The following is a 23,960-nucleotide window of genomic DNA, read 5'->3' as shown; positions in this document are numbered from 1 at the left end:
CACACCGACCTAAGGAGGTAGAGTCAAGGCTCAAATTATTGTTCTCTAAAACTACTGACGAGAACTTGACGCGGCTTGCTGCCGTTCGCAGGGCCCACGACACCTTCTTTTTCAAAGATTTCAATCAGTCGTGCAGCACGTGGATAACCGAGTCTAAACTTTCTTTGAATCAAAGACGCAGAAATTTCTTTCTGTTCAGAAGCCCACGATAAAATTTCATCGTAACGTTCATCGTATTCTTCTTCACCAAAGCCGCCACCGCCGGAATCGCCAGCTTCCGCACCATCGCCACCAGCAAATCCATCAAGAGCTTTCATCGCCAATGGATCATATTCTGGTTCCGCTTGCGCCGCCCAGTGTTTCACGACGTTGCCAATTTCTTTATCGGAAAGATAAGGCCCATGATGGCGAGTCGGTTTTCCAACGCCTGGAGCTTGGAACAACATATCCCCATTCGGAAGCAAACGTTCTGCGCCTGAATCATCAATGATGATACGGGAATCCATTTTAGACGCCACTTTCAAAGCCACGCGTCCTGGAATATTTGTTTTAATCAAACCGGTTACAACGTCTTTACGCGGTGATTGAGTGGCAACAATCAAGTGGATGCCGCAGGCGCGCGCTTTTTGCGTCAGGCGCTGAATCGGCTCTTCGATGTTTTGTTTTTCCACGATCATTAAATCCGCAAGCTCATCCACGACAATCACGATAAATGGAAGCGGTTGATAGTAATACTGCTCAAGTTTGGCTTTTCCTTCTTCGAGCTCCAAATTGATTTTTTCGTGTTCTTCAATTTCCGCTTTTGAAAGCCCGCCGGTTTTTTCATTGAAGGCTTCAATTTTACCGACGCCGAATTTCGATAAAGATTTATAACGCTTTTCCATTTCGCGCACCGCCCACTTCAAAGCCGTTGCGGCTTTCTTTGGTTCCGTCACGTGAGGAAGAACTAAGTGAGGCACTGTAGAAAACGGAGCTAAGTCGACCATTTTAGGGTCAATCAAAACCAAACGCAGTGTCTTTGGAGAATGGCGGAACAAAAGACCCGTGATAATAGAGCCGACGAACACCGACTTACCCGAACCCGTTGTACCCGCGATCAAAAGATGCGGCATCTTACGAAGATCCACCACTTTAGGTTCGCCATCCACGGCGCGACCGACAGCCATCGGTAACGCAAGATCTTCACTCCAGAACTGATCTTCGGCGATCAAGTCTTTATAATAAACCGTCTCACGCTTTAAGTTCGCTGTTTCAATACCAACAACATCTGTTCCCGGGATATGACCCACGACACGGACAGATTCAGAAGAAAGAGCCAAAGACAAATCATCTTCAAGCTCTGAAATCTTACTGATCTTAACATCCGCATTTGGTTTAAACTCATACATCGTAACAAGCGGGCCGGGCTTTGCATCCTGGATCGATCCTTCGATCGAGAAGTTCTTAAGCTTTTCCACCAATGAATCCGCTTTTCTTTGAATCTCAGCTTTATCAATTTTAATACGGGACGCTGGAGGGTCTTCTAAAAGAGCCAGCTTCGGCATATCCCAATTTTCAATACGACGAGGTGGTTTCGCCTTCATAACAACTTTGCGCTTTTGCGCAAGCTTCAGGGCCGGCGTTTCTTCCTCTTCCTCTTCGATTTCTTCTTCTTCTTCGTCTTCTGCAGCTTCAGCATCTGCCTCAAGAAGCGCGTTTAGATCCTCGTCTTCTTCCTCTTCATCTTTTCCAACAAATTTTTTGTCTGATAGCGGGAAGACAGTTTTAGGTTTCTCGTCTTTAGCCTCTAACTTTTTAGCTTTGGCTTTTTTCTCTTTCACAAACATGCCGGCAAAAAAGCCCGCAAGCTTATCCATGATTTTCTTCTTCTTTAAGAAAGCCATAAAACCGCGCGGAGTTTCTGAAAGCTCTTGCAAAGATTTTTCGAAATAGAACACGATGAGCACAGCCATTAACGAAAGCAGAATAACTTGCACACCGATTGAATTAAAGGCGCGCATCAAAGCCTGAGAGACTCCCAAGCCTAAAAGACCACCCAGATAAATCTGCTCTTTGAAAACTTTTGTCGTAGGTAAATAAAGCGACAAAAGAGCCGCAATATTCACAATCAAAAGAAGAGCCCAGACAAAGCGAATATTCTTAAGATTGAGCGGCTCCCCCTGAAAGCTTGCGTACGCAATACGTAAAAAGCTCACAACGACAACCCACGCCGCCAGCCCGAAAGCCTGATAAAGCATGTCTGCAAGGAAACTTCCCACGATACCGCAATAGTTCGTGGCCTTAAGCCCTTGCCCAATAGAATTCATGGAGGGATCAAATGGATTGTAGCTGAACAAAGCCAGGGCGAGGAAAAGCCCTAAACCTAAAAAGCTGATTGCAATGACGTCCTGACGAAACTTCTTAAGAAAATGATTCATTTAAAAAATTTACGAAATTTCCCGTAGTTAGTCATTCTAACAGGCGCATCCTTGACTTAAGACTGGTGCGGTTTCGAAAAATGCCGTATACACGTATCCTTGCAACGAGCCTGACCCGCAGGGTCAACGCCAGGAGCCTGTTTAGCATGCTAAAAATAAACGAGATTTTCTATAGTGTTCAAGGTGAAACGACGTATGTGGGACTTCCCACCGTGTTCGTGCGCCTGACGGCATGCAATCTGCGCTGCACTTACTGCGACACCAAATATTCTTATTATGAAGGTGAGTTGCAAAGCCTGGAAACAATTCTAAAAGAAATCGAAACACACAAAACACCGTATGTCTGCATCACCGGTGGAGAACCTCTTTTACAAAAAGAAGTTCACACATTGATGAAGACATTATGTGATCGCAGTTACAAAGTTTCTTTGGAAACCAGCGGATCAAAAAGCATCGAGCACGTCGATCCGCGCGTAAAAATAATTTTGGATGTGAAAACTCCTGATAGTGGAGCCGCAGATTCTTTCTTGATGAACAACATCAGCTTTTCCACGCCCAGCACGGAATACAAGTTTGTTATTTGTTCTGAAAAAGATTTTGAATGGTCCGAAGAATTCTGTCGTCAACACAATTTATTTGAAAAATTTGTGGTTTTATACAGCCCATCATACGGCCAAGTGTCTGAACGCTGGTTGGCAGAAAAAATTTTGCATCAAAATTCATCTGCGAGGTTGCAATTGCAGCTGCATAAGTATATTTGGTCTCCCGAAACACGCGGAGTGTAGTCCACTCCAAAAATAATAAGCTGAACATTCTTGGGAGTTCCATGACGCCGAACCTAAACAGTTCCGATAATCTTTTTGTCGCTAATCTTCAGTCCGTAAGCTTGGAAAAGCTTGTGAAGAGCAAACTAGAAGTTTTATTTGCTCAACAAAAAGAAGCTCAAGTTGAGTTGAATGGTTTGTACAACGTCGTTATCGAACAAGTAGAAAAGCCTCTTTTAGAGCTGGCTTTGCGCGCTTATAACGGAAATCAAGTTAAAACTGCGCAAATGCTTGGCATCAATCGCAACACACTTAAGAAGAAAATTGACAACTATAAGATTCGTGTAAAAAAACTGAACTAAGAGATTAGTTTTCGGAAGAATGCTTTGGATTCTAGTGAACCGAAGCATTTATCAGAAAACTTGTGCACCGGCGGGCCCGTTTAGAACCACCATCTTTGTAGAAGCCCCGCAATTTTTTTAGTCTTTTGTTTTAAATCTTCGTTACTCTTAGAGGGGTTCAATGAGTACACGGATTCCACCTCAGAATATTGAGGCCGAACAGTCTATTTTGGGCGGTCTCATGCTAGACCGAGAAGCTTTGGACCAAGTGGGTGATATCCTTGTGGCTGAAGACTTCTACAAGCCGTCTCACCAGAAGATTTTTAACGCCATCAAAGAGCTTCACAGCAAAAATCAACCTGTGGACATCATCACCGTGACGAATATTCTTCAAGGTGAAGGCTCTATGGAGATGGCCGGCGGACCCGAGTATTTGGTCAGCCTTTTAGATAAAACAATTTCCTCTGCAAATATCGTTACTCACGCAAAGATCGTAAAAGATAAAGCGACGTTGCGTAAGTTGATTCAAGTTAATAGTTCTCTTATTGAAAAAGCGTACGAACAGGATTTCGCGGACGTTGAATCGTTTGTCGATCAAGCTGAAAGTGAAATCTTTAAAGTCGGTGAAGCCAAAGCTGCTACGGGCCTTGTTGGCTCTATGGAAATCGTGCGTGCTTCCATCAAGAAATTAGAAGAGCTTTATAAAAATCAGGTCGAAGTCACGGGCCTTGCTACCGGCTTTAAACGCCTAGATGAAATGACTGCCGGACTTCACCCTGGCGAGATGACAATCATTGCCGCTCGTCCTTCCATGGGTAAGACAGCGTTCTCTCTTAATATCGCACAACACGTGGCTTTAAAGCTTAAAAAGACTGTGGCCTATTTCTCTCTAGAGATGGGTAAAGAGTCCATGATGATGCGTATGTTGGCGGCCGAAGCGAAAGTGGGCTTGGGTTCCCTTCGTAACGGTAAAGTCAGCGATTCTGAATGGCCTCGCTTGATTCATGCGGCTAGTCTTCTTTCTGAAGCCAGCATCTTTATCGATGATACGCCAGGTGTTTCACCTTTTGAAATTCGCTCTAAGGCGCGTCGCTTGAAAGCTGAACACGGATTAGATTTGATCATGATCGACTACTTGCAGTTGATGAGCATGAAGCAAAAAATGTCTTCACGTGAGCAAGAGGTTGCAGAAATCTCTAAATCTTTGAAGGCCATCGCCAAAGAATTGAAAATTCCTGTTATTGCTCTTGCCCAGCTGAATCGTGGGGTGGAAGGCCGTACAGAGAAAAAACCAATGCTTTCTGACCTGCGTGAGTCCGGATCGATCGAACAAGATGCCGACGTTATCATGATGCTTTATCGTGATGACTACTATGATAAAGAAAATCCAGATAAACAAGGTCACGCCGAAGTGATCGTGGGTAAGCAGCGTAACGGTGCCACTGGCCCCGTTAAAATGCGTTTCGATGCCCAATACAATAGATTCCGTGATGCCGAGCCGGAAGAGCGTAACATCAACCCGATGCCGCCACCGCAAGCTCCACCTCCGATGCCAGGCGGCAGACCTAAAAACTTTGCACCAGGCGCACCAGTTTAAGATAATGGGCTTCTATGAGGCCCTTACTTTACTTCTTTCAGCGTAAATCAAAACCTCAAGCGTTTAAGCCCGTGGTCTTAGTCACGGGTTGTTCCGCTGGCATTGGCTTAGCCTTAGCCGAACTTCTTTATCACTGCCAAGAATATCGTGTCGTAGCCACCGCCCGTGAGCACAGTCTTGAAAAAGTGCGCTCGCACTTTTTAGAAAACGATCGCTTCATAATTCGTCCTTTGGACGTGACCATCGAAGAAGACCGCGTGCGCCTTTATAACGAGATTCAAAAAACCTGGGGTGGAGTTGATATCCTGATAAATAACGCCGGTATTTCGTATCGTTCGGTCATTGAGCACATGACTGAAAAAGATGAAGAGCTGCAAATGGCCACCAATTATTTTGGCCCGATGGGACTGATTCGCCTTTCTCTGCCACACATGCGCGCCACCGGCCGTGGTAAGATCATAAATATTTCTTCGGTCAGTGGGATGTTAGCCATGCCGACGATGGCATCTTATTCAGCCTCTAAATTCGCGTTAGAGGGCGCCAGCGAAGCCTTGTGGTATGAAATGCGGCCCTTCGGTGTGACTATCACCCTCGTGCAGCCAGGCTTTATTCACAGCAATTCTTTCAAGAACGTGTATCACACCGAATTGTCGGATCCGACTCGCAATTGGAGCGGCCCTTATTGCGACTTCTATCAGAACATGACTCCGTTTGTGGAAAAGATGATGAACATGTCGCTAACCACTCCAGAAAAAATTGCGAAGCAGGTTTTGAAAGTGATGAAGCAAGAAAATCCGCCGCTCTGGATTCCAGCGACCCTGGATGCGACACTCTTTTATTACATTCGTCGTTTGCTGCCTCGACGTATCCTTTTGCCATTCCTCTATTGGAATCTGCCTAAGGCACGTACTTGGTCTAAGGAACATTCCCACCGTCGACAGAAGTAAGCTAGACCAAAGCCCAAAGCCGTTTTTTGGAATTGAGTTCTCTTTAACCTCTTGATTTAGTCAAAGCGTCTTACAAAGCGAGACCCTTGTTAAGCATGGAGGCTGATCATGGGAGAAACTTTAGCAAAGACAGTGATTGCGGCAACCGGACTGCCTCAGGATCCTGTCGAACGTGAATTCAATGCCCTGTTAGAAAAGTACGGGAAAAGCCCAGAAACGCTCACCATTGAAGAGTTGCGTGAAGTCATGGCTGAATACCTTCAGTTGGTTTTCCTTGAAATGCAGGACGAGCAGAGCGCTTAAAAAATATCTTCGATAATACAAAATAAAAAAGGCTCCTCATCGGGAGCCTTTTCTTTTTAGCTTTTATCTAAAAACTATTTTCCAGAAAGCTTTTTCAAAGCGTCTTTTACGAAAGTAGATTCAGATTTCACTTTTGTGTAAACGCTTACTAGAGAGCAGTCATCTTTTCCGTCTTTACCAGCACCGCGGCTAGTAACACCCCAAACATATTGAGTGCCGTTCACTTCAAGGAAAGCCGGACCACCAGAGTCACCGTGGCAAGCACCTTTACCTTGAGTTTGATCAAGAAGGATTTCGTGTTTACCGAAATCTTCAACGATCTCAACGTCGACTTTGCGAAGTTTGTTATCGCTTTTTGTATTCACGCCATCAGTTTCGATCAAACCGTAACCAGCCAAAGTCACTTTTTTACCCGCTGTCAAAAGTGTCTCGTCATCCAAGAACTTCGCAAGTTGGTAACCAGGAGCCATCGCGCCAGAGAATTTAACAAGAGCTAGGTCATGAGCGTCTTCACCTTGCTCACCCGTTTTTCCGTATTCTGTATGAATAACGTAATCTACAACAAGACGGATATCGCCTCTTTGCATGTTATTTAGATCTGTATTGAAGATCACATAAAGAGCGACCTCTTTATATTCGGAACCCACTTCAGGAACGCAGTGACCTGCAGTCAAAACGATATTTGAAGTTAGCAAAGAACCTGTGCAGATGAATTGACCTTCTTGGCCATCTTGAGTGACCACAGAAGCCACTAGAGCCACCGTAGACTTCGCAATAACGTCTTTAGAATCAACAGGAACGCCACCAATTATAGATGTGCTATCAGCGCCTAGTTGAACAGAGTTCTGTTTCGCAGGAGAGCAGGCAATCAAAGATCCCAAAAGACCTGTAACTAGAGCTGCTTTAAAAACTGTGGATTTCATAGTGACCCCCCAAAGTGAGGGCCGTTAAACACCCAAAATGGAACCAGTGCAATACAAATTTTCAAATATTTAAGATAACAAAGTCTTATAGTGGAAGTGCGTCATTTTTAAGCAGGTGAAATGACTATAAAAAAAGGGATCTCTTTTGACGGAGATCCCTTTTAAGAACTTTCGATTTACCGAAACTTTCTCGTTATTACGCTCTTTCAACAGAGATCTGGATTTTTGCTTCCATACCTTCTGCGTAGCGAACAACTGCCTTGTGTTGACCCAATACTTTGATTGGCTCTTCAAGGTGAATGTCACGACGGTCTACTGAGTGACCCATTTTTTGCAATTCTTTAGAGATATCTGTTGTAGTAACAGTACCGAAAAGTTTGTCAGTCTCACCAGCAGCCAATTTGAATGTTACAGTTGTGCCGTTGATTTTGTTCAAAAGCTCTTGGCGTTCTGCCAATGCTTTTTTCTTTTTAGCTTCAGCTACGCGTTTCAAGTGTTCGTACTCTTTTACGCGTTTTTCAGTAGCTTCCGCTGCCAATTTACGTGGGAACAAGAAGTTTCTTGCGAAACCTTCAGAAACGTTCACCAACTCACCAACACGACCTACATCTTTAACGTCTTTTTGAAGAATAACTTTCATGTGATCTCCATTTTTGTTAGTTGCTTTCAGCAGGCTTCACCTTGTTCAGGCGAGCTCTGAAATCAACCCAGTAATCGATCAAGCCAACCACGCTCAAAACAAGCAATAACTGACCGACCAAAATTATGTACGTCAGAACTCTCATGAAAACACCGGCTTTCATAGAATTCAGAAATACCTCCAACACTGCCAGCCCCTGAAAGAAATAAAGAACGATAACAACGTTCACAATATTCACTGCGAGGATGGAAGTGGCCTTACCGCCAAAACTCACCATTGTTAGAAGGAAGGCAGTCATCGCAACCCAAATCACAAAATCCGGAACGCGATATTCTAACAACTTGAGCTGAGAGGCAATTTTCTCACGGGGCAAATTGAGCCATGAAAAAACCCTTCTCTCAAAAATTAATCCCACACCCAACGTTATGATTAAAAGAATAACGATGGCTGAAGGAATCTGCTGCACCAGAATTGCCGGATCCAATTTCACCGCCGGATTCATTTTTTGAACCTGAGCGGAAAACTGCTCCATTAATTTTTGGACTTCAGCATACGTGTTGATTCCGTTCTTTTGAAGTGCTCCAAAAAGTCCCAAGCCAGCGGCTGCAGAACCAATTGCGACACTCGCAAGTCCAGAGATCCACCACCCAACACCCTTTTGCTCTAACTCCATGTAGGCCCCTAAAGTCATCCAAACAGAGCCAAGGAAAAGCGCCAGAGGTTGTGCGTTCAGGAGCCACGCCGCTCCCGTTGCCACAAGTCCCAAAATCCAAAAGGCGAGGGGACCGTAGGCTTTACGTAGTACACGAAGAAGAGGCGCTCCCATAACCACAGTCAACATCGACAACAAAATCGAGAGAGATGAAATTGTGATGAATTTCTGTGGCGTCGCGGTCTTCTTCATGGATTACGCTCTTAATTATTCGCCTTTTTCGAAACGTTCTGCTTTTGCAGCTGCGAAGGCAGCTTTACGAGCAGCGGCTTTTGCTTCACGCTCTTTTTCGCGAGCAGCAGATTCAGAAAGACCTTTTTTGAAGCCTTCCATGAACTTAGCCAAAGAAACACGCTCGTCCAAACGAGTGTGCATAAAGCGAAGAACTTTGTCGTTGATACGCATAGTTCTTTCAAGCTCAGCGATAGCTTGAGTATCTGCTTCGAACGTAGAGTGGAAGTAGATAGCTTTTTTCATTTTGCCGATGGGAGTTGCTAGAGTTCTTTTACCCCAAGTTTCCAAAGAGTTGATTGAACCTTTGAAAGATTCGATCGTAGCTTTGTTCTTTTTGAACAAATCTTTTTGCTCTTCAAGAGTTGCATCTGGGTGCATAAGAACCACAACTTCGTATGGCTTTTTCGCAGATTTAGTAGTTTCCATGAACTATATCCTTTCGGTTTAAGCCCCCACCATAGTGAGCGGGAGCAAGGATGACTTTTTTAAAATGTTTAGAGGGTTTAGCACGGCTTAGGACCAAGCACAAGGATTAGGCATTTGAATAGTGAATAAACCGGTCCTAGAATACTTAAATGGTCACTTTTATTGAGATTCTTGATGGCCCCAATGAGGGTTCCCGCTTCAAGGTTGAAGACGGAATCACCCTGGGTCGCTCCAAGGCCGACATCATTATCAAAGACCCCAAAGTTTCGGGGACCCACGCCCAGATCTCTATCGACGGGAAGGGGCAGTTTGTTTTGATGGATTTAGACTCCTCCAACGGCATCCATATTAGTGGTCGCCGTGTAAAAAAAGTGGCGTTATTACCAGGGGTTATCTTTGAGGTAGGTCGCACCCAGTTTAAAGTTATTTCGGTCGAAGAAGAGATCGCGATCGATTTCAGTCGACTTGTGACGTGGCGCAATATTTTAAAGGACAAGCTGTCAGAGGTCACACCTCCCGAGCCCTCCGAACAAAGCCTCGTATTGCAAAGATTTAGCCCCGCGTTAAAGCTCACGTTCACCCAAGGTATTCAGACGGATGAGGAAATTATTTTAGGCTATGGGCCCCGTAAAGCGGGTTCCGAGTCCTTAGATATCGAACTTCACGATGAAGATGCCCCCAAAGAGGCTTTCGAACTTCATCCCGGTCCAGGTATGGTTGAATTAAAAATCAAAGCTCCTGGTCGTGTGACTCTTAACAATAAGTCCGTTGATGCCGAAATGCTTAAAGATGGCGACTTGATTTCTTTTGGAAACACGCTCATTAAAGTGACGTACTTGTAGAGAGGCTTCATGTTAACAACACCCAAAACCACCGGCAGCTTTGAAAGCTTCGACGGCACTCCGATTTATTATGAAGTGCGCGGGGAGGGTGAGCCTTTAATTCTGATCTACGGTATTGCCTGTATCATGAACCACTGGCACCACCAGATCGAATATTTTTCCCACAAATACAAAGTCATCACTTTCGACCTTCGCGGACACCAAAAAAGCAACCCAGTGACCGACATGAGTCAGTTAACGATGGAAGCTTTGGCAAAAGACGTTTTTGCTTTGATGAAGCATTTAGAGATCAAACAGGCTCATTTTGCAGGACATAGCTTCGGCGCTCCTATCATGCTCAAAGCTTATGATGAAAAGCCGGAGGCTTTTGCATCGATGATTTTCATTAATGGCTTTGCTCGCAATCCTATTAAGGGAATGTTTGGCCTGGATGTGATCGAACCCTTCTTTTATTTCGTGAAAGAACAATACGAAAAGCAACCCTACATGTGGAATACTCTGTGGAAATTGGCTGTTGATAATCCTATGTCTGTGTATATCGCGGCTCTGGCTGGTGGATTCAATCTTCGCGTCAGTCATATAAAAGATATCGAAGTGTACTTAAGAGGCGTGGCGCGCTTAAATCTTGAAGTCTTCATCACTTTATTTGAAGAGCTGATGGAATATAACGGGGAATCAGTTTTAGAAAATATCAAGGTGCCCGCACTCATCATCTCGGGCGAAAAAGACATGGTGACGCCTTTACGTTTCCAATATCATTTCAAAGAGACGATCAAACATTCTGAGTTTGTACTTGTGCCGTATGGCTCACACTGCACGCAGTTGGATTTTCCTGATTATACAAATTTAAAAATGGAAAAGTTTTTAAAAGAAGTGTCTTCCAAAAAATAGTTCTTAATTTTTATTTTATCTGAAAATAAAAAAGCCACCTCAAAAGGTGGCTTTTTAGTTTTTCTTTTCAGCTTAAAGATTATCTGTAAGCCGCTTTCGTGATATCAAACCCGTAGCGTTGAACAGAATCATCAGATGTGAAAACGATTTTTACGTACTCACCGTCAATTGTTGTTGAGAACGAGTCGTCGTTTTTACCGCTCATGTCAGAGACCTTCTTGCCGTTAGCATCGAAGAACTCCACTTTGTCATAATCTCTTTCTGTGTCGAATTTAGAGAAGTACAAAGCGATCTGTTTTGCTCCTGGAACACGAACTTCAAACTCTTCCTTCGTTTTTTCTTTATATGGATGAGCCGAAGAAATGCTGACAGGAACAGTTTGCCAGTTGATCGGATCATTTGGATCTGGAGCCGGCAATGTATTTGTCAACATTGCATAAGCATTCACCATGCCACCTTTAGATTTACCACGAAGTCCCGCGATTGGTTTAGAGGTCGCGATAATTCTTTCTTTCATTTCAAGCGCTGTCAGGTTCGGCTCGTTAGAAGCCAATAGAACCGCCATACCAGAAACGTGTGGAGTCGCCATCGAAGTTCCAGACCATGAATCGTATTTTCCACCAGTGATAGAAGACACGATATTCACACCCGGAGCACCTACGTGAACTTTTGTTTTGCCGTAGTTAGAGAAAGAAGCGATTTGGCCTCTGTTATCAATCGCCGCTACCGAAAGTACGTTTGGTACATCGTATGTAGCAGGGTATGTTGGGCTCGCGTCGTTATTATTAGACTCGTTACCCGCCGCCGCGACGAAAAGTGCGCCAGCAGCATTCGATCTTTCGATAGCTTGCTTCAAAGTTTCAGAGTAACCACCGCCACCCCAAGAGTTCGACATGATTTTCGCACCCATTTTTGTTGCGTAGTCGATTCCTTTTAAAGCGCCATCAAGTGAGCCTGAACCGCTTGCAGAAAGGAACTTCACGCCCATGATACGAACGTTCCAAGCTACACCCACGATACCTTTGCCGTCATCACCCGTACCACCAATAGTGCCCGAGCAGTGAGAACCGTGACCGTGATCATCGAGTGGATTACCAGTTGGAGCGTTCGCATTAACGAAATTCGCACCGTGGATATCGTCAACGATACCATTTCCGTCGTCGTCAACTCCTGGTTTACCATTCGCTTCAACTTCGTTCGTCCACATATTGCTAACTAGATCCGGGTGATTGTAATCAACACCTGTATCGATAACAGCGACGATAATGTCTTTAGATCCTGTTGTGATATCCCATGCTTGTTCTGCACCGATATCTACACCTGCAATACCTGCGCGACGCTCAGAATCTTGTTGTCCGCTATTTTTCAATCCCCACAGTTGACCCAACATCGGGTCATTTGGAGTTTTGTTAATTCTGTAGATGTAGTTTGGTTCTACGATGTCTACAATTGGATTTTCAGAAAGGGATTTAACTACGTTTGACTGGATTTCAAACACCGGGCGTTTGATAACCACAATGTTTTGTCCGGGAATAGTGTCTTTTACGTAAGACCCCAGTTGCGCGCTAAGAACATTGATCGAAGATTTCGCGGAAACAGAGTCTTTCAATTTAACAATGTATTCGCCTGGAACTGATTCAGCTGGCGCCGCAAACGCATTAGCACCAATAAGTAGTAAGCCTACCATGGCTGCTTTAGAGGCTCTTTCCATAAGCCTTTTCATAATCCCCTCCTTCATTGGGTGATTTTCAAGCGAACGAACGAGGAAAAATTTTCCCTGAACGTGCCCAGTTCCAAAATGGTACCAATGTGAAGGTGAGCTGGTTATTAAATTTTGTAGAGGAGAATTACTTGGGGCCAATTCTTAGCACTAGGTCGTGTTTTTCCAGACGAAGGACAAGGAATTTTCTAGCCATTCTTCTAATAGACGAGACTAAGACACGGCCTTTTTTCCGGACGTTGGTCGTGTTTCTTGCTCGATAAAATCAAAACTCAACTGTTGTGGAGATTTGAGTGTCGCGATTTTCTGTGGGTTTGCAGCGATCTCTTTTTTCTCTGAAGGAGTTGTAACATTGACTCCATAAGAAGCTTTCATGAGGTGTTTAATAAATGCTTCTTTGACACTGTCCGGAGCATCTTTGTTGAAACCTAACTCTTGCATCAATACATCAATCTTCTTCATAGCCAATCCTTGGTCTAGTTTCGGAAGTTTGTTGCGTTAGCTTTAGAAGAAATCAAAAAAGATGTGATGTCGAAGATGTCTCTGTATGAGACGACCTTAGATGCAGAGTTTAAAGGTTAAAAATTATAATATTATTTTACACCGTCAGGATTTTTAGAGCGGGATTTTGCAGTATTCGCTTCAACTTCACGAATGCGGTCCGCGACACCGCGCGCCCATTTTGCGCCATTTTTAGCGTCAAAATGTAAACCGTCTGAAGTTGTCTTGATGTCGTTTTCACTAATACCGATTTCCGTGGTGCTGTCGATGACCTGACAACGGGGAGCCACTTCATTCTTGATGATTTCAATTACGCGAGCGAGGCGCATGTTCGACTTAAAATAGGGTTTTGAGAGCGCTTTATCAGTCCACGTTGGCGTCACCCAGTAACAAGTGCCATTGAATTTGTTTTTGTTCAGCACTTCGGTGATCTGCTTAACTTGTGCAACAACGGTTCTATCAGACTGAGAATTGGGATTTTTGTAATCGGCAAAGTTATCGCCCAATTCGATAATAACTCTTCGCGGTTTTTCTTCATCTAAGAGGGTAGATAGCAATGGGGCCGTTGCTTTGGTTCCGCCAGGAACAACCTTCTGTTTGTCGTTTTTTCTGTCCGCAAAACCATAACTCAAAGTCCGTTTTGCTTCGGATGAGTCCGTGAATGAGCGAGCCGTTCCACCCGCAAGACCCACGGTGCGCACATTCTCTTGCGCCACTTCGCTGAAATATTTGTGAAGATTTTCACCAAAAGGTCCCACGACGTGTGAATCGCCAATGATCAAAGTGTTCGCCAGCGAAGTCGTAGAAATTAATAATGAAAGAACCAAAGCGGACTTATTCATTCCTTTATGTTGCCGTCGATATTCCTGAAACACAAGACAGCACAAGAAGGGGCTGGGTAAAAATAAAAAAGGGAGCCTTTTAGACTCCCTTTTTTACATCATATTTGATTTTAAAAACTAGCCCGCGCCGCCATCACTGTGTTTTTCACGCTTCGTTGCGTTCGCCACTAGGAATTCACGGTTCATACGAGAGATGTTTGTAAGTTGAATGTCCTTAGGACAAGCCGCCTCACAAGCACCTGTTGTCGTACAAGCACCGAACCCTTCGGCATCCATCGCAGCCACCATGCGAAGAGCACGTTCTTTTCTTTCAACCTGACCTTGCGGAAGCAAAGCCATGTGCGAGATTTTTGCTGAAGTGAATAGAGCAGCTGAAGCGTTCTTACAAGCAGCCACACACGCACCACATTGTATGCATGTTGCAGATGACATCGCCTCATCCGCGTCTGCTTTTGGAACCAGGATCGCATTTGCATCAACAGCATTGCCAGCATTTTGACTGATGTAACCACCCGCAGAGATAATTCTATCCATTGCAGAACGATTCACCATTAAGTCTTTAATAACCGGGAAAGCTTGTGCGCGGAAAGGCTCAATCGTCAACGTTGCGCCGTCCGTGAAATTTCTCATGTGCAATTGGCACACGGTTGTTGATTTCATGGGACCGTGAGCTTCACCGTCGATCACAAAACCACACGCACCACAAATACCTTCGCGGCAGTCATGGTCAAATGCGATAGGCTCGTCACCTTTAGAAACAAGCTCTTCGTTCACAGCATCTAGCATCTCAAGGAAAGAAGCGTCTTCAGACACATTCTTAGCTTGCAAATCTACGAAGCCGCCTTGGTCTTTAGGACCTTTTTGTCTCCACACTCTTAAAGTCAGATTCAATGTTTTTCCAGCCATGTTACGCCTCTTATTTATAGCTACGAGTTGCTAGATGTACGTTTTCAAATTTCAATTCTTCAGTGTGGCGAACAGAGGCTTTGTTTTCGCCTGTGTATTCCCACGCAGCCACGTGACAGAAGTTCGCGTCGTCACGTTTTGCTTCACCGTCAACTTGGTATTCTTCACGGAAGTGACCGCCGCAAGACTCTTTACGTTCCAAAGCATCGCGACACATCAACTCGCCAAGCTCCATGAAGTCTGCAACGCGTCCGGCTTTTTCAAGCTCTACGTTCAGATAGTTTGCATCACCAGGGATGCGCACATTCTGCCAGAATTCTTCACGCAATTTTGGAATCTCTTGAAGAGCTTTTTTAAGACCTTCTTCGTTACGACCCATGCCACAGTATTCCCACATGATATTTCCAAGTTCTTTGTGGAAGCTATCAACTGTGCGGTTACCTTTGATGTTCATAAGTTTAGAGATCTCTTGTTTCACACCATGTTCAGCCGCTTTAAAGGCATCGTTCGTGATCGAAACTTTTTCAAGCTTCGTTGAACCAAGATAGTTACCCAAAGTATATGGAAGAACGAAGTAACCGTCTGCCAAACCTTGCATCAATGCCGAAGCACCAAGACGATTCGCACCGTGGTCAGAGAAGTTTGCTTCACCCGCGACGAACAAGCCTGGAATTGTTGATTCCAAGTTGTAATCAACCCACAAACCACCCATTGTGTAGTGAGGAGCAGGGTAGATCATCATTGGTTGTTTGTACGGATTTTGACCTGTGATCTTTTCGTACATTTCAAACAAGTTTCCATAACGCTCAGAAATTTTGTCTTCACCCAAACGTTTAATGGAATCTGCGAAATCAAGGTAAACCGCTTTACCAGATTCATTCACGCCACGGCCTTCATCACAACGATACTTCGCCTGACGAGAAGCCACATCACGAGGAGCCAAGTTACCGAATGAAGGGTAAACGCGCTCTAGATAGTAATCGCGTTCGTTTTCTGGAATGTCGTTTGGATGACGTTTGTCACCAACGGCTTTTGGAACCCACACGCGACCGTCGTTACGAAGAGACTCAGACATCAAAGTTAGTTTTGATTGGTTTTCTCCGTGAACCGGGATGCAAGTTGGATGGATTTGTGTGTAACAAGGATTGGCGAAGTAAGCACCACGTTTGTGGGCTTTCCAAGCCGCCGTCACGGCACAAGCCATCGCATTTGTTGAAAGGAAGAAGACGTTTGAGTAACCGCCGCTGGCGATAACAACAGCGTCTGCTTCGTGAGATTCAATTTCGCCTGTGATCAAGTTACGTACGATGATACCGCGTGCTTTTCCATCAACGATAACAAGGTCCAACATTTCACGACGAGTGCGAAGTTCAACCGTGCCCGCATCAACTTGTCTCATCATCTCTGAGTAAGCACCCAAAAGAAGCTGTTGTCCTGTCTGACCGCGAGCATAGAATGTACGAGAAACTTGCGCTCCACCGAAAGAACGGTTTGCTAAAGTTCCACCGTATTCGCGAGCAAATGGAACACCTTGCGCCACCATTTGGTCGATGATGTTCGCCGACACTTCGGCCAAACGATAAACGTTGGCTTCACGCGCGCGGAAGTCGCCGCCTTTTACCGTGTCATAGAAAAGACGGTAAGTAGAGTCACCGTCATTTTGATAGTTTTTCGCGGCATTGATACCACCTTGAGCTGCCACCGAGTGAGCACGACGAGGAGATTCATGCACGCAGAATGCTTTTACTTTGTATCCAAGCTCACCTAGTGATGCCGCTGCAGACGCACCCGCAAGACCTGTTCCGACAACGATGATAGAGTGTTTTCTTTTGTTGGCAGGATTAACTAGTTTGTAATCGAACTTCGATTTGGTCCATTTGTCTTCAATAGAGCCACTAGGAATTTTGCTATCTAATTTGTTAGCCATTTATCTGCTCCTTAGTGTGCAAACACGAAAAGGTAAAGTGGTTGAGCGATAAAACCCAAAGCTACGATGATGCCATATGTGTAGCTTAGTTTTTTCCAAAGACCGCGGTAAGAGCCTTCCATCAATCCCAAAGATTGGAATGAAGAACCCACGCCGTGACTTAAGTGGAAGCCAAGAAGAATAAGAGCGACCACATACCAGATCACATAGCCTGGCATTTGGAAAACTTCTTCCATCAATCTAGCAAGGTCACGCATCACAACACCGTTCACGGTTGTTTCGTAGTGAGTGCCATATTTGAAAGTGATCAAGTGAAGAATGATAAAGACAAGAATCAAAGAACCCTGAACCGCCATAGTGCGAGAAGCAAGACTCACTCGTTTTTGCCCTGAAGCCGCCACTGCATAACGCGAAGATTTCGCAGCTCTGTTTTGCGCGGTCAATGAAACTGCCATGTACACGTGAGTGATTAAGGCCAAAACCAAAATCGCTTCTGCGACATAAAGCAAGTTGCCGCTTGTGATCGCATGTCCGTAAGCATTGTAAGCATCGTGACTGACGAAGATTAATAAGTTTCCGGCCATGTGAGCGAGTACAAAACCCGCCCAAACTAGACCAGAGATTCCCATTATGTATTTTTTCCCGACGGTTGAACCGAGAAATCCAGACATGGTGAAAAACCCCTTGTGTTATTACATTGTATTTTCTCAATAAGTTTACAATTGAACTTACTCCTCGGGGGCTGGATTTGTCTATGACACCCGTCATGTATCGCGACACGTTAAATATGGAATTTAGTTTTGCCTTTCCTAGACTTGCGATAGAACAAAACCTCTAAAATACGGGGTAAAAACATGAAGATTTTTGTGTGTATCAAGCAGGTGCCCGACACCGAAACAAAGATTAAAATCACTCCCGACCAAAACGGAATCGACACGGCGGGAATTAAATGGGTTTTGAACCCTTATGACGAGTATGCGGTTGAAGAAGCTGTGAAACTTCGCGATGCAAATGCTGGCTCCCAAGTGTGGGTTCTAAGCGTAGGTCCTAAGACTCGCGTCATCGAATCTCTAAGAACAGCTTTGGCAATGGGTGCTGATGAAGCGATTGTTGTAAATGCTGAAAATCTAGACAATTTTTCTACAGCTAAAGCGTTGGCCGAAGTTATTAAGGCTGAAGGCGGAGCTAAAGTTATCTTCTCTGGTAAATTGGCGATCGATGATAATGCCTCTTCTGTCAGCCAAATGCTTGCTGAGTTCTTGAATGTTCCTCATACAACTGTGGTATCGAAGTTTGCTTTCAACGGCGAAAATGTTGTCGTTGAGCGCGATATCGAAGGTGGAGCAAAAGAAGTGGTGCAAATGATGACACCAGCGGTTGTCGGAGCGAACAAAGGCCTTAATATGCCTCGCTACGCAAGTCTTCCAGGCATCATGAAGGCGAAGAAAAAAGTGATCAAAGAAGTTGAATTTGCTTCTTTGAACATTCCTGCTTCGGACATCAAAGTTAAATACTCCGGTTTCGCACTTCCTGCGGAAAAACCACCAGTAAAAATGCTAGCGGGTGATTCTTCAGCGCAAGCTTCTGAACTAGTTAAACTTCTTCGCGACGAAGCGAAAGTTCTATAGAGGTAAATCATGGGAAAAGTATTAGTTTTTGCTGAACAATCTCACGGAAATCTAAAACGCAGCTCTATTGAACTTCTTCAAGCAGCAGCTAAGTCTGGAAACACTGTTGTTGCGGTGGTTTTCGGTTCTCACGCAGGTGATGTCACAGCCGCGACAGCTCAAAACGGCGCGAATGAAGTTCACGTTGTTAAAGACGCTTCTTTAGATTCATACAATCCAGAGCTTTTCACTGCGAACATCGTTTCTGTTGTTGAAAAAGTTCAACCTTCCATCCTTCTTGCTTCTGCTTCTTCTACGGGTCGTGACTTGTTCCCGCGCGTAGCTGCTCGTTTGAACACGGGGATTGCAAGCGATTGCACAGAGCTTAATATCTCTGGCGATAACGTCACAGCGACGAAGCCAATGTATTCTGGAAAATGTTTTGCTAAAGCCAACTTCGAAAACAGCTCTGTAAAGATTGTTTTGATGCGTGCAAATCAACTTCCGGTAGCGGCGGCGGACACTTCTAAATCTGCAAACGTTGTTGAACAAGCGGTTGTAAAACCTGATCTTAAGACTTTGATCAAAGAGATCGTTAAAGGCGCTAGTGAAAAGCTTGATTTGACAGAAGCAAACATCATCGTGAGTGGTGGTCGCGGTTTGAAAGAGGCTGCGAACTTCAAAGTTCTTCATGATCTTGCGGACGTTTTGGGTGCAACTGTAGGTGCTTCACGTGCCGTAGTTGATGCTGGTTGGGTTAGTCACGGCATGCAAGTAGGACAAACTGGTAAAACAGTAGCTCCCACTTTGTACATCGCTGTGGGTATCTCGGGCGCGATTCAACACTTGGCAGGTATGAGTGGTTCAAAAGTTATCGTTGCGATTAACAACGATGCCAATGCTCCGATCTTCCAAAAGGCGACTTACGGTATCGTGGGTGACGCTCTTGAAATCGTTCCGAAACTCACTGAAGAGTTTAAAAAGGCTCTTCACCACTAATCGTGTTTAGAAAATACATTCTTCCGATTATTGTATTTGTCTTCTACCGAACCCTCTCATGGACATGGAGGGTTCGGCTTATCGAACCAGATTCCCTGAAAAATTCATTAGAAACTCAGAATCCTGTCGTGCTCGCGCACTGGCATGGGGATGAGCTTGCTCTTTTATCCATCGTAAAACGCTATCGCATTGCTACAATCGCATCGCAATCCAAAGACGGCGAGTTGATGGCGACGGTATTAAAATGGTTGGGGGCAAAGACCAGCCGAGGCTCCTCCACGCGTGGTGGAGTTCAAGCACTGAAAGGTCTCTTGCGTTTGATAAAAGACGGGGGAAATTGCAGCTTTGCAGTTGATGGCCCGAAAGGTCCGTTACACAAAGTAAAGCCTGGAGTTTTTGAAATCTCACGCATGATTTCTGGCCCGATTTACGCAGCCGGTGTTGCGTGCGACCGCGCGATTCATTTTCCAAAATCTTGGAATAAAACTTTTCTTCCAAAACCCTTCGCAAAAGTGATCATTTACTGGGTGGGTCCCATGACGGCGATCTCTCGTGAAGTCGATCCACGAAACCCAGACCTTGCTCTAGAGTTAGAAGGGCTTTTGCACCACGCGAGACAGCAAGCTCTTAAATTCATTGCGGATAATGATGCCTAGTGCTAGCGTTTTAGGGTGACTTGTCTTCAACTTTTTAAAGGGACTTTTAAAGTATGAAACTTCTATTAAGCATCTTGATGCTCATCTCTGTGAACTCCTATGCGCAAAAATCCACGGATGTTGTGGCTCAGGTTGGAAAAAAATCTATCACCGTTGAAGAGTTTAACAAAAAGTACAACGAGGTTCGTTCTCAGACGATCAACCCTCCAACAAAAGAACTTTTCCTTGAAGACTTGATCCGCTACGAAACGGGACTTCAAGAAGCTGAAAAACGTGGCTTGGCTAAAGACCCTGTGGTTCAAGAGCGTTTCAACCAGGAAATGTACAAAGCTTTGCTTGAAAAAGATCTTGGTCCTCGCATTCAAAAGATCCAAGTTTCTGATAAAGAAATGCAAGAATGGTACGCTAAAAACCCAGAACTTCGCACAAGCCACATCTTGATTGAGTTCAAACCTGGCGCGACTCCAGCGCAAGTAGCTGAAGCTAAAAAACGTGCGACAGAAATTTTTGACGAAGTTAAGAAAAGCAAAAGACCATTTGAAGAGCTTGTGAAACTTTATTCTGACGATGCTCTTTCTAAGCAAGCAGGTGGTGACATCGGCTGGCAATCTCGTGTAACTCTTGTTCCAGGTTATTATGAAGCTGCGGCATCCATGAAAGTCGGTGAAATCAAGGGGCTCATCGAATCTCAGTTCGGATTCCACATCATTAAACTTACGGGACGTAGAAGCTTTGAGAACGCAAATAAGCGTCAAATCAGAGCTGCTGTTTTCGACGAAAAAAGAAAACAGATCTTCAACGAATACTTCGATAAGTTGAAAAGATCGTACTCAATTAAAGAAAATAAGAGTGCGATAAAATAATAAGGAATATTTCTTATGAAATTTCTAAAGAGCCCCGCAAGTACGGGGCTTTTTATTTTAATGGCCTTTACCTTAGCGGGTTGTCCTTCCAGTTACCAAAAGATCTCTACCAAGCCCGTAGAGAAGGTGAACGATCATGTTTTAACTTCAAAACAGTTCGCCAACCAATTAGCACGTCGCCTTCGCAACTTCGATGCTTTAGCGGCCAAAGATCCCAACAATATCCATCGTGTTAAAGAAGAAATTTTGCGCGACTTCTTAGTAAAGAGTCTAACTTTGGATTGGGCCCGCTCCCAAAGCATCGTGATCTCTGAAAACATGCTGGATAAAGAAGTTGATAAGCTTCGAGCCAACTATCCCGATGATCTTTCATTTCGTCGAGCTTTGGCTTTAGAAAACCTTTCTTTTTCAGAGTGGCGCGAAGAACTCCGCTATGGTTTGGTAGAAAAAGAAGTATTTAAGAAACTAAACGAAAAGATTAAGCCCCCGACTGACGAAGAAATCAAACGCTACTACGAAGACAATAAAGACCGTTGGAAACGTAAAGAGCGTATTTATATCCGCCAGATCGTTGTTGATGAAGACGCCAAAGCGGATGCCATTAGAACTGATTTAAAAACTTCCGACTTCGGCGAGATCGCTCGTAAGTTTTCAATCACTCCCGAAGGTAAAACAGGTGGTGTTGTCGGTTGGATTGAAAAGGGCAGTGTGGATTACTTTGACCCGTTATTTAGCGCCGGTGCCGGTCTACAAACCGTTAAAAGTCCTTTTGGTGTTCATCTTATTCGCGTAGAAAAGAAGGCTCCACCAACGACTCAGCCGCTAGAAGAGGTCAAATCACAGATTATTCGCGCTCTTCGTGCTCAACGCGAGCAGGCGGAGTATGTGGCTTGGCTTGATGCTCAGCTCAGAAGTAGTAAAGTCCTAAAGGACTACGATTTAATGAACTCGATTACGGTTGATACGCGAGGACCCAATGATTAGTTTTCTTTTTCCATTTTTGATTGCTACACCAGTTCACGCCGAGCTTGTGGAAAAAACTGTGGCTATCGTGAATACCGAGCTAGTTTTGGAATCCGATTTTAAAGAACTGCAAAATCGTATCGGCAAACCAGGCCTTATCGACGAAGCGTTGTTATTTGATAAAGCACCGACAAGTCTAAAAGGGGATCGTAAAGCTCAGCTAGATTATCTTATTAACGAAAAGATTTTAGAGTCTGAAGTAAAACGTTTAAATCTTTCCGTCACTTCGGACCGCGTGGAGTCTGAACTTAAAAGCATGGCGAAAAGAAATAACGTCACTGAGGCCGAGCTATTAAACATCATCAAGGGCCAAGGAATCTCTGCGTCGGAGTATAAGACTTTTCTTAAACACAGTATCGAAAAACAATCTTTAATGGATTCAGAGATCATTTCAAAACTTCGTATCTCTGATGAAGATGCTTTGAACGAATACTTGAAAACAAGCCCCAGCAGCCGTCCATCAATTGATGAATTTTCGGTTTCACACATCTTTTTTAATCCAAAGAAAGGCGGCGCTGAAGCCGCACTTCAAAGAGCACAAGCTGCCGCCGGTAAAGTCCGTGCCGGTGATAATTTTGAAACCTTGGCTCAACAATTCAGTGAAGATCCGAATTTCTCTTCTGGCGGAAGCTTAGGTACATTCAAATCCGGTGAATTCTTGCCAGAGATTGAAGAAGCCATTTCAAATTTAAAAGTAGGCGAAACAACTCCCGTTGTTAAATCGCGTATGGGTTATCATATCGTGAAGCTCACTGGAAAAAAACTGACGACAGATCCAAAGTTTGAAAGAGCCAAAGATCGTATCAAGGCCCAACTTTTAGAAGCGAGCTTTAAGCGCCAACTTAAAACATGGTTGCAAAGCAAACGCGACGAGATCTTTGTTCGTATCAATGAGTAGACTTAGAATCGCTCTTACCACCGGCGACGTCGACGGCATTGGCTTTGAGGTCACTGCCAAAGCCCTTCATAAACTGGGTCCACAAAAAACCGTTCAATTTATTTTGTGGCGCCCGGAAGAGGCCGATAAAAAATATCTCCGTCTCATCGACAAGAAGTTTGAACGCATCACCGTCGAATCCCTTCAAGAAGCCTTAAAAATCGATGGGCCTTATCTAATCGATATTGCTTCCGATGAATCGCCCGCTCGATGGGTAGAGACAAGTGCCGAAGCTTGCTTAGAAAAAGTTCTAGATGGCATCGCGACGGCTCCTCTTTCAAAAACCAGCATTAAAGAGGCCGGTTTTAAAGATCTTGGGCACACGGATATTTTAAAAAGACTCTCCGGAAGCAAATACGTGAACATGGGTTTCGTTGGAGAAAAATTCAGCGTGGTTCTTGCCACCGCACATACACCCATCAAAGACGTAACAAAGCACCTCAGTTTCACCGTGCTTGCAGAAACATTAAAAAACGCCAATGAACTTCGCAAAAAACTTCCCGCGGCTCAAGCTAAGCGGCCGATTGCCGTCTTAGGTTTAAATCCACACGCGGGCGAACAAGGCCTTATTGGAAAGGAAGAGCTCCTTCTGTTCCCACAGCTTTCAGCCTTTGCAAAAGAAAATAAAATCCCGGTGGAAGGTCCTTTGGTCCCCGATGCCGCATTTTTCCCTTCCAATTGGCAGCGCTATTCAATGTACGTGGCTCTTTACCATGACCAGGGCCTAATCCCGTTTAAAACAATCCACGGGCAGGATAGCGGCGTTCATATTAGCTTAGGCATTCCTTTTGTTAGAACCAGCGTCGATCACGGGACGGCGAAGGATATTTTCGGTTTAAATAAAGCCAATCCGCATTCGATGATTGATGCCATTCGCTGGGCTATAAAATTAGCTCGACTCTCGCGTTAAAAAATCATATTTCTAAATACTTCCACTTATTT

25 protein-coding genes are annotated in these 23,960 nt (G+C 44.5%); 14 read left to right on the top strand and 11 right to left on the bottom strand.

Annotated features, from left to right (window positions below; genetic code table 11):
- Positions 1 to 35 precede the first annotated feature (35 nt).
- The gene (locus AZI87_RS07225; protein WP_063205821.1) at positions 36 to 2,417 is read right to left on the bottom strand and encodes a DNA translocase FtsK; all 2,382 of its coding nucleotides are present in this window, start codon (positions 2,415 to 2,417) and stop codon (positions 36 to 38) included.
- 146 nt (positions 2,418 to 2,563) lie between these two features.
- Here AZI87_RS07225 and AZI87_RS07220 point away from each other — a divergent pair, with 146 nt between their 5' ends.
- From AZI87_RS07220 to AZI87_RS07200, 5 genes are all read left to right on the top strand, one after another.
- On the top strand, positions 2,564 to 3,202 hold the full coding sequence (locus AZI87_RS07220) for a radical SAM protein (protein ID WP_063205819.1): 639 nt from the start codon (positions 2,564 to 2,566) through the stop codon (positions 3,200 to 3,202).
- A gap of 41 nt (positions 3,203 to 3,243) precedes the next feature.
- On the top strand, positions 3,244 to 3,543 hold the full coding sequence (locus AZI87_RS07215; protein ID WP_061834327.1) for a helix-turn-helix domain-containing protein: 300 nt from the start codon (positions 3,244 to 3,246) through the stop codon (positions 3,541 to 3,543).
- A 160-nt stretch (positions 3,544 to 3,703) separates the two neighbouring features.
- Positions 3,704 to 5,119: a replicative DNA helicase gene (gene dnaB, locus AZI87_RS07210; RefSeq protein ID WP_063205817.1), complete on the top strand. Its 1,416-nt coding sequence runs from the start codon at positions 3,704 to 3,706 to the stop codon at positions 5,117 to 5,119.
- Between the two features lie 14 nt (positions 5,120 to 5,133).
- Positions 5,134 to 6,066, top strand: coding sequence for an SDR family oxidoreductase (locus AZI87_RS07205; protein ID WP_063205816.1), 933 nt, complete (start codon positions 5,134 to 5,136; stop codon positions 6,064 to 6,066).
- A 108-nt stretch (positions 6,067 to 6,174) separates the two neighbouring features.
- A complete protein-coding gene (locus AZI87_RS07200; protein WP_063205815.1) occupies positions 6,175 to 6,369 on the top strand; it encodes a hypothetical protein in 195 nt (64 codons plus the stop codon).
- Between the two features lie 74 nt (positions 6,370 to 6,443).
- Here the strand turns inward: AZI87_RS07200 and AZI87_RS07195 are convergent, their stop codons facing one another.
- The 4 genes from AZI87_RS07195 to rpsF form a co-directional block, all read right to left on the bottom strand.
- A complete protein-coding gene (locus AZI87_RS07195; protein WP_063205814.1) occupies positions 6,444 to 7,292 on the bottom strand; it encodes a S1 family peptidase in 849 nt (282 codons plus the stop codon).
- 196 nt (positions 7,293 to 7,488) lie between these two features.
- Positions 7,489 to 7,932 carry a 50S ribosomal protein L9 gene (gene rplI / locus AZI87_RS07190; RefSeq protein ID WP_063205813.1) on the bottom strand — a complete coding sequence of 148 codons (444 nt, stop codon included), beginning with the start codon at positions 7,930 to 7,932 and terminating at the stop codon, positions 7,489 to 7,491.
- A 16-nt stretch (positions 7,933 to 7,948) separates the two neighbouring features.
- Positions 7,949 to 8,836, bottom strand: a complete 888-nt coding sequence (locus AZI87_RS07185) for a DUF2232 domain-containing protein (RefSeq protein ID WP_063205812.1) — start codon at positions 8,834 to 8,836, stop codon at positions 7,949 to 7,951.
- Positions 8,837 to 8,851: 15 nt separating this feature from the next.
- A complete protein-coding gene (gene rpsF, locus AZI87_RS07180; RefSeq protein WP_063205811.1) occupies positions 8,852 to 9,304 on the bottom strand; it encodes a 30S ribosomal protein S6 in 453 nt (150 codons plus the stop codon).
- A gap of 149 nt (positions 9,305 to 9,453) precedes the next feature.
- On the opposite strand from rpsF, the gene AZI87_RS07175 reads away from it, so the two are divergent.
- Both AZI87_RS07175 and AZI87_RS07170 read left to right on the top strand, forming a co-directional pair.
- Entirely contained in the window at positions 9,454 to 10,146 is a 693-nt protein-coding gene (locus AZI87_RS07175) for an FHA domain-containing protein (RefSeq protein WP_063205810.1), read from the top strand.
- A 9-nt stretch (positions 10,147 to 10,155) separates the two neighbouring features.
- A complete protein-coding gene (locus AZI87_RS07170; protein ID WP_063205809.1) occupies positions 10,156 to 11,037 on the top strand; it encodes an alpha/beta fold hydrolase in 882 nt (293 codons plus the stop codon).
- A gap of 79 nt (positions 11,038 to 11,116) precedes the next feature.
- On the opposite strand, the gene AZI87_RS07165 is transcribed toward AZI87_RS07170, so the two are convergent.
- The 6 genes from AZI87_RS07165 to AZI87_RS07140 form a co-directional block, all read right to left on the bottom strand.
- Positions 11,117 to 12,760 carry a S8 family serine peptidase gene (locus AZI87_RS07165; RefSeq protein ID WP_063205807.1) on the bottom strand — a complete coding sequence of 548 codons (1,644 nt, stop codon included), beginning with the start codon at positions 12,758 to 12,760 and terminating at the stop codon, positions 11,117 to 11,119.
- A gap of 210 nt (positions 12,761 to 12,970) precedes the next feature.
- Positions 12,971 to 13,219: a hypothetical protein gene (locus tag AZI87_RS07160; protein ID WP_063205805.1), complete on the bottom strand. Its 249-nt coding sequence runs from the start codon at positions 13,217 to 13,219 to the stop codon at positions 12,971 to 12,973.
- Between the two features lie 131 nt (positions 13,220 to 13,350).
- Positions 13,351 to 14,100, bottom strand: a complete 750-nt coding sequence (locus AZI87_RS07155; RefSeq protein ID WP_063205803.1) for an SGNH/GDSL hydrolase family protein — start codon at positions 14,098 to 14,100, stop codon at positions 13,351 to 13,353.
- A 117-nt stretch (positions 14,101 to 14,217) separates the two neighbouring features.
- On the bottom strand, positions 14,218 to 15,006 hold the full coding sequence (locus AZI87_RS07150) for a succinate dehydrogenase/fumarate reductase iron-sulfur subunit (RefSeq protein WP_063205801.1): 789 nt from the start codon (positions 15,004 to 15,006) through the stop codon (positions 14,218 to 14,220).
- Between the two features lie 10 nt (positions 15,007 to 15,016).
- A complete protein-coding gene (locus AZI87_RS07145; RefSeq protein ID WP_063205800.1) occupies positions 15,017 to 16,933 on the bottom strand; it encodes a fumarate reductase/succinate dehydrogenase flavoprotein subunit in 1,917 nt (638 codons plus the stop codon).
- 11 nt (positions 16,934 to 16,944) lie between these two features.
- Positions 16,945 to 17,604, bottom strand: coding sequence for a succinate dehydrogenase cytochrome b subunit (locus tag AZI87_RS07140; RefSeq protein WP_063205798.1), 660 nt, complete (start codon positions 17,602 to 17,604; stop codon positions 16,945 to 16,947).
- 183 nt (positions 17,605 to 17,787) lie between these two features.
- Between AZI87_RS07140 and AZI87_RS07135 the strand changes: the two genes are divergently transcribed.
- The 7 genes from AZI87_RS07135 to AZI87_RS07105 all read left to right on the top strand — a co-directional run bounded on the left by AZI87_RS07135 (position 17,788) and on the right by AZI87_RS07105 (position 23,928).
- Positions 17,788 to 18,561, top strand: coding sequence for an electron transfer flavoprotein subunit beta/FixA family protein (locus AZI87_RS07135; RefSeq protein ID WP_063205796.1), 774 nt, complete (start codon positions 17,788 to 17,790; stop codon positions 18,559 to 18,561).
- Between the two features lie 9 nt (positions 18,562 to 18,570).
- Positions 18,571 to 19,539 carry an electron transfer flavoprotein subunit alpha/FixB family protein gene (locus tag AZI87_RS07130; RefSeq protein ID WP_063205794.1) on the top strand — a complete coding sequence of 323 codons (969 nt, stop codon included), beginning with the start codon at positions 18,571 to 18,573 and terminating at the stop codon, positions 19,537 to 19,539.
- A 128-nt stretch (positions 19,540 to 19,667) separates the two neighbouring features.
- Positions 19,668 to 20,195: a lysophospholipid acyltransferase family protein gene (locus AZI87_RS07125; RefSeq protein ID WP_253696540.1), complete on the top strand. Its 528-nt coding sequence runs from the start codon at positions 19,668 to 19,670 to the stop codon at positions 20,193 to 20,195.
- A gap of 53 nt (positions 20,196 to 20,248) precedes the next feature.
- Positions 20,249 to 21,058 carry a peptidylprolyl isomerase gene (locus AZI87_RS07120; protein ID WP_063205789.1) on the top strand — a complete coding sequence of 270 codons (810 nt, stop codon included), beginning with the start codon at positions 20,249 to 20,251 and terminating at the stop codon, positions 21,056 to 21,058.
- A gap of 15 nt (positions 21,059 to 21,073) precedes the next feature.
- Positions 21,074 to 22,042, top strand: a complete 969-nt coding sequence (locus AZI87_RS07115) for a peptidylprolyl isomerase (protein WP_063205787.1) — start codon at positions 21,074 to 21,076, stop codon at positions 22,040 to 22,042.
- Positions 22,035 to 22,979, top strand: coding sequence for a peptidylprolyl isomerase (locus AZI87_RS07110; RefSeq protein ID WP_063205785.1), 945 nt, complete (start codon positions 22,035 to 22,037; stop codon positions 22,977 to 22,979). Before AZI87_RS07115 ends, AZI87_RS07110 begins: the two co-directional genes overlap by 8 nt.
- A complete protein-coding gene (locus tag AZI87_RS07105) occupies positions 22,972 to 23,928 on the top strand; it encodes a 4-hydroxythreonine-4-phosphate dehydrogenase PdxA (RefSeq protein WP_063205783.1) in 957 nt (318 codons plus the stop codon). Before AZI87_RS07110 ends, AZI87_RS07105 begins: the two co-directional genes overlap by 8 nt.
- Positions 23,929 to 23,960: the final 32 nt, after the last annotated feature.

The organism is Bdellovibrio bacteriovorus (genome assembly GCF_001592745.1).
Classification (GTDB): domain Bacteria; phylum Bdellovibrionota; class Bdellovibrionia; order Bdellovibrionales; family Bdellovibrionaceae; genus Bdellovibrio; species Bdellovibrio bacteriovorus_B.
The sequence above is the reverse complement of the archived record's forward strand: the minus strand, read 5'-3'. Positions and strand labels throughout refer to the sequence as shown.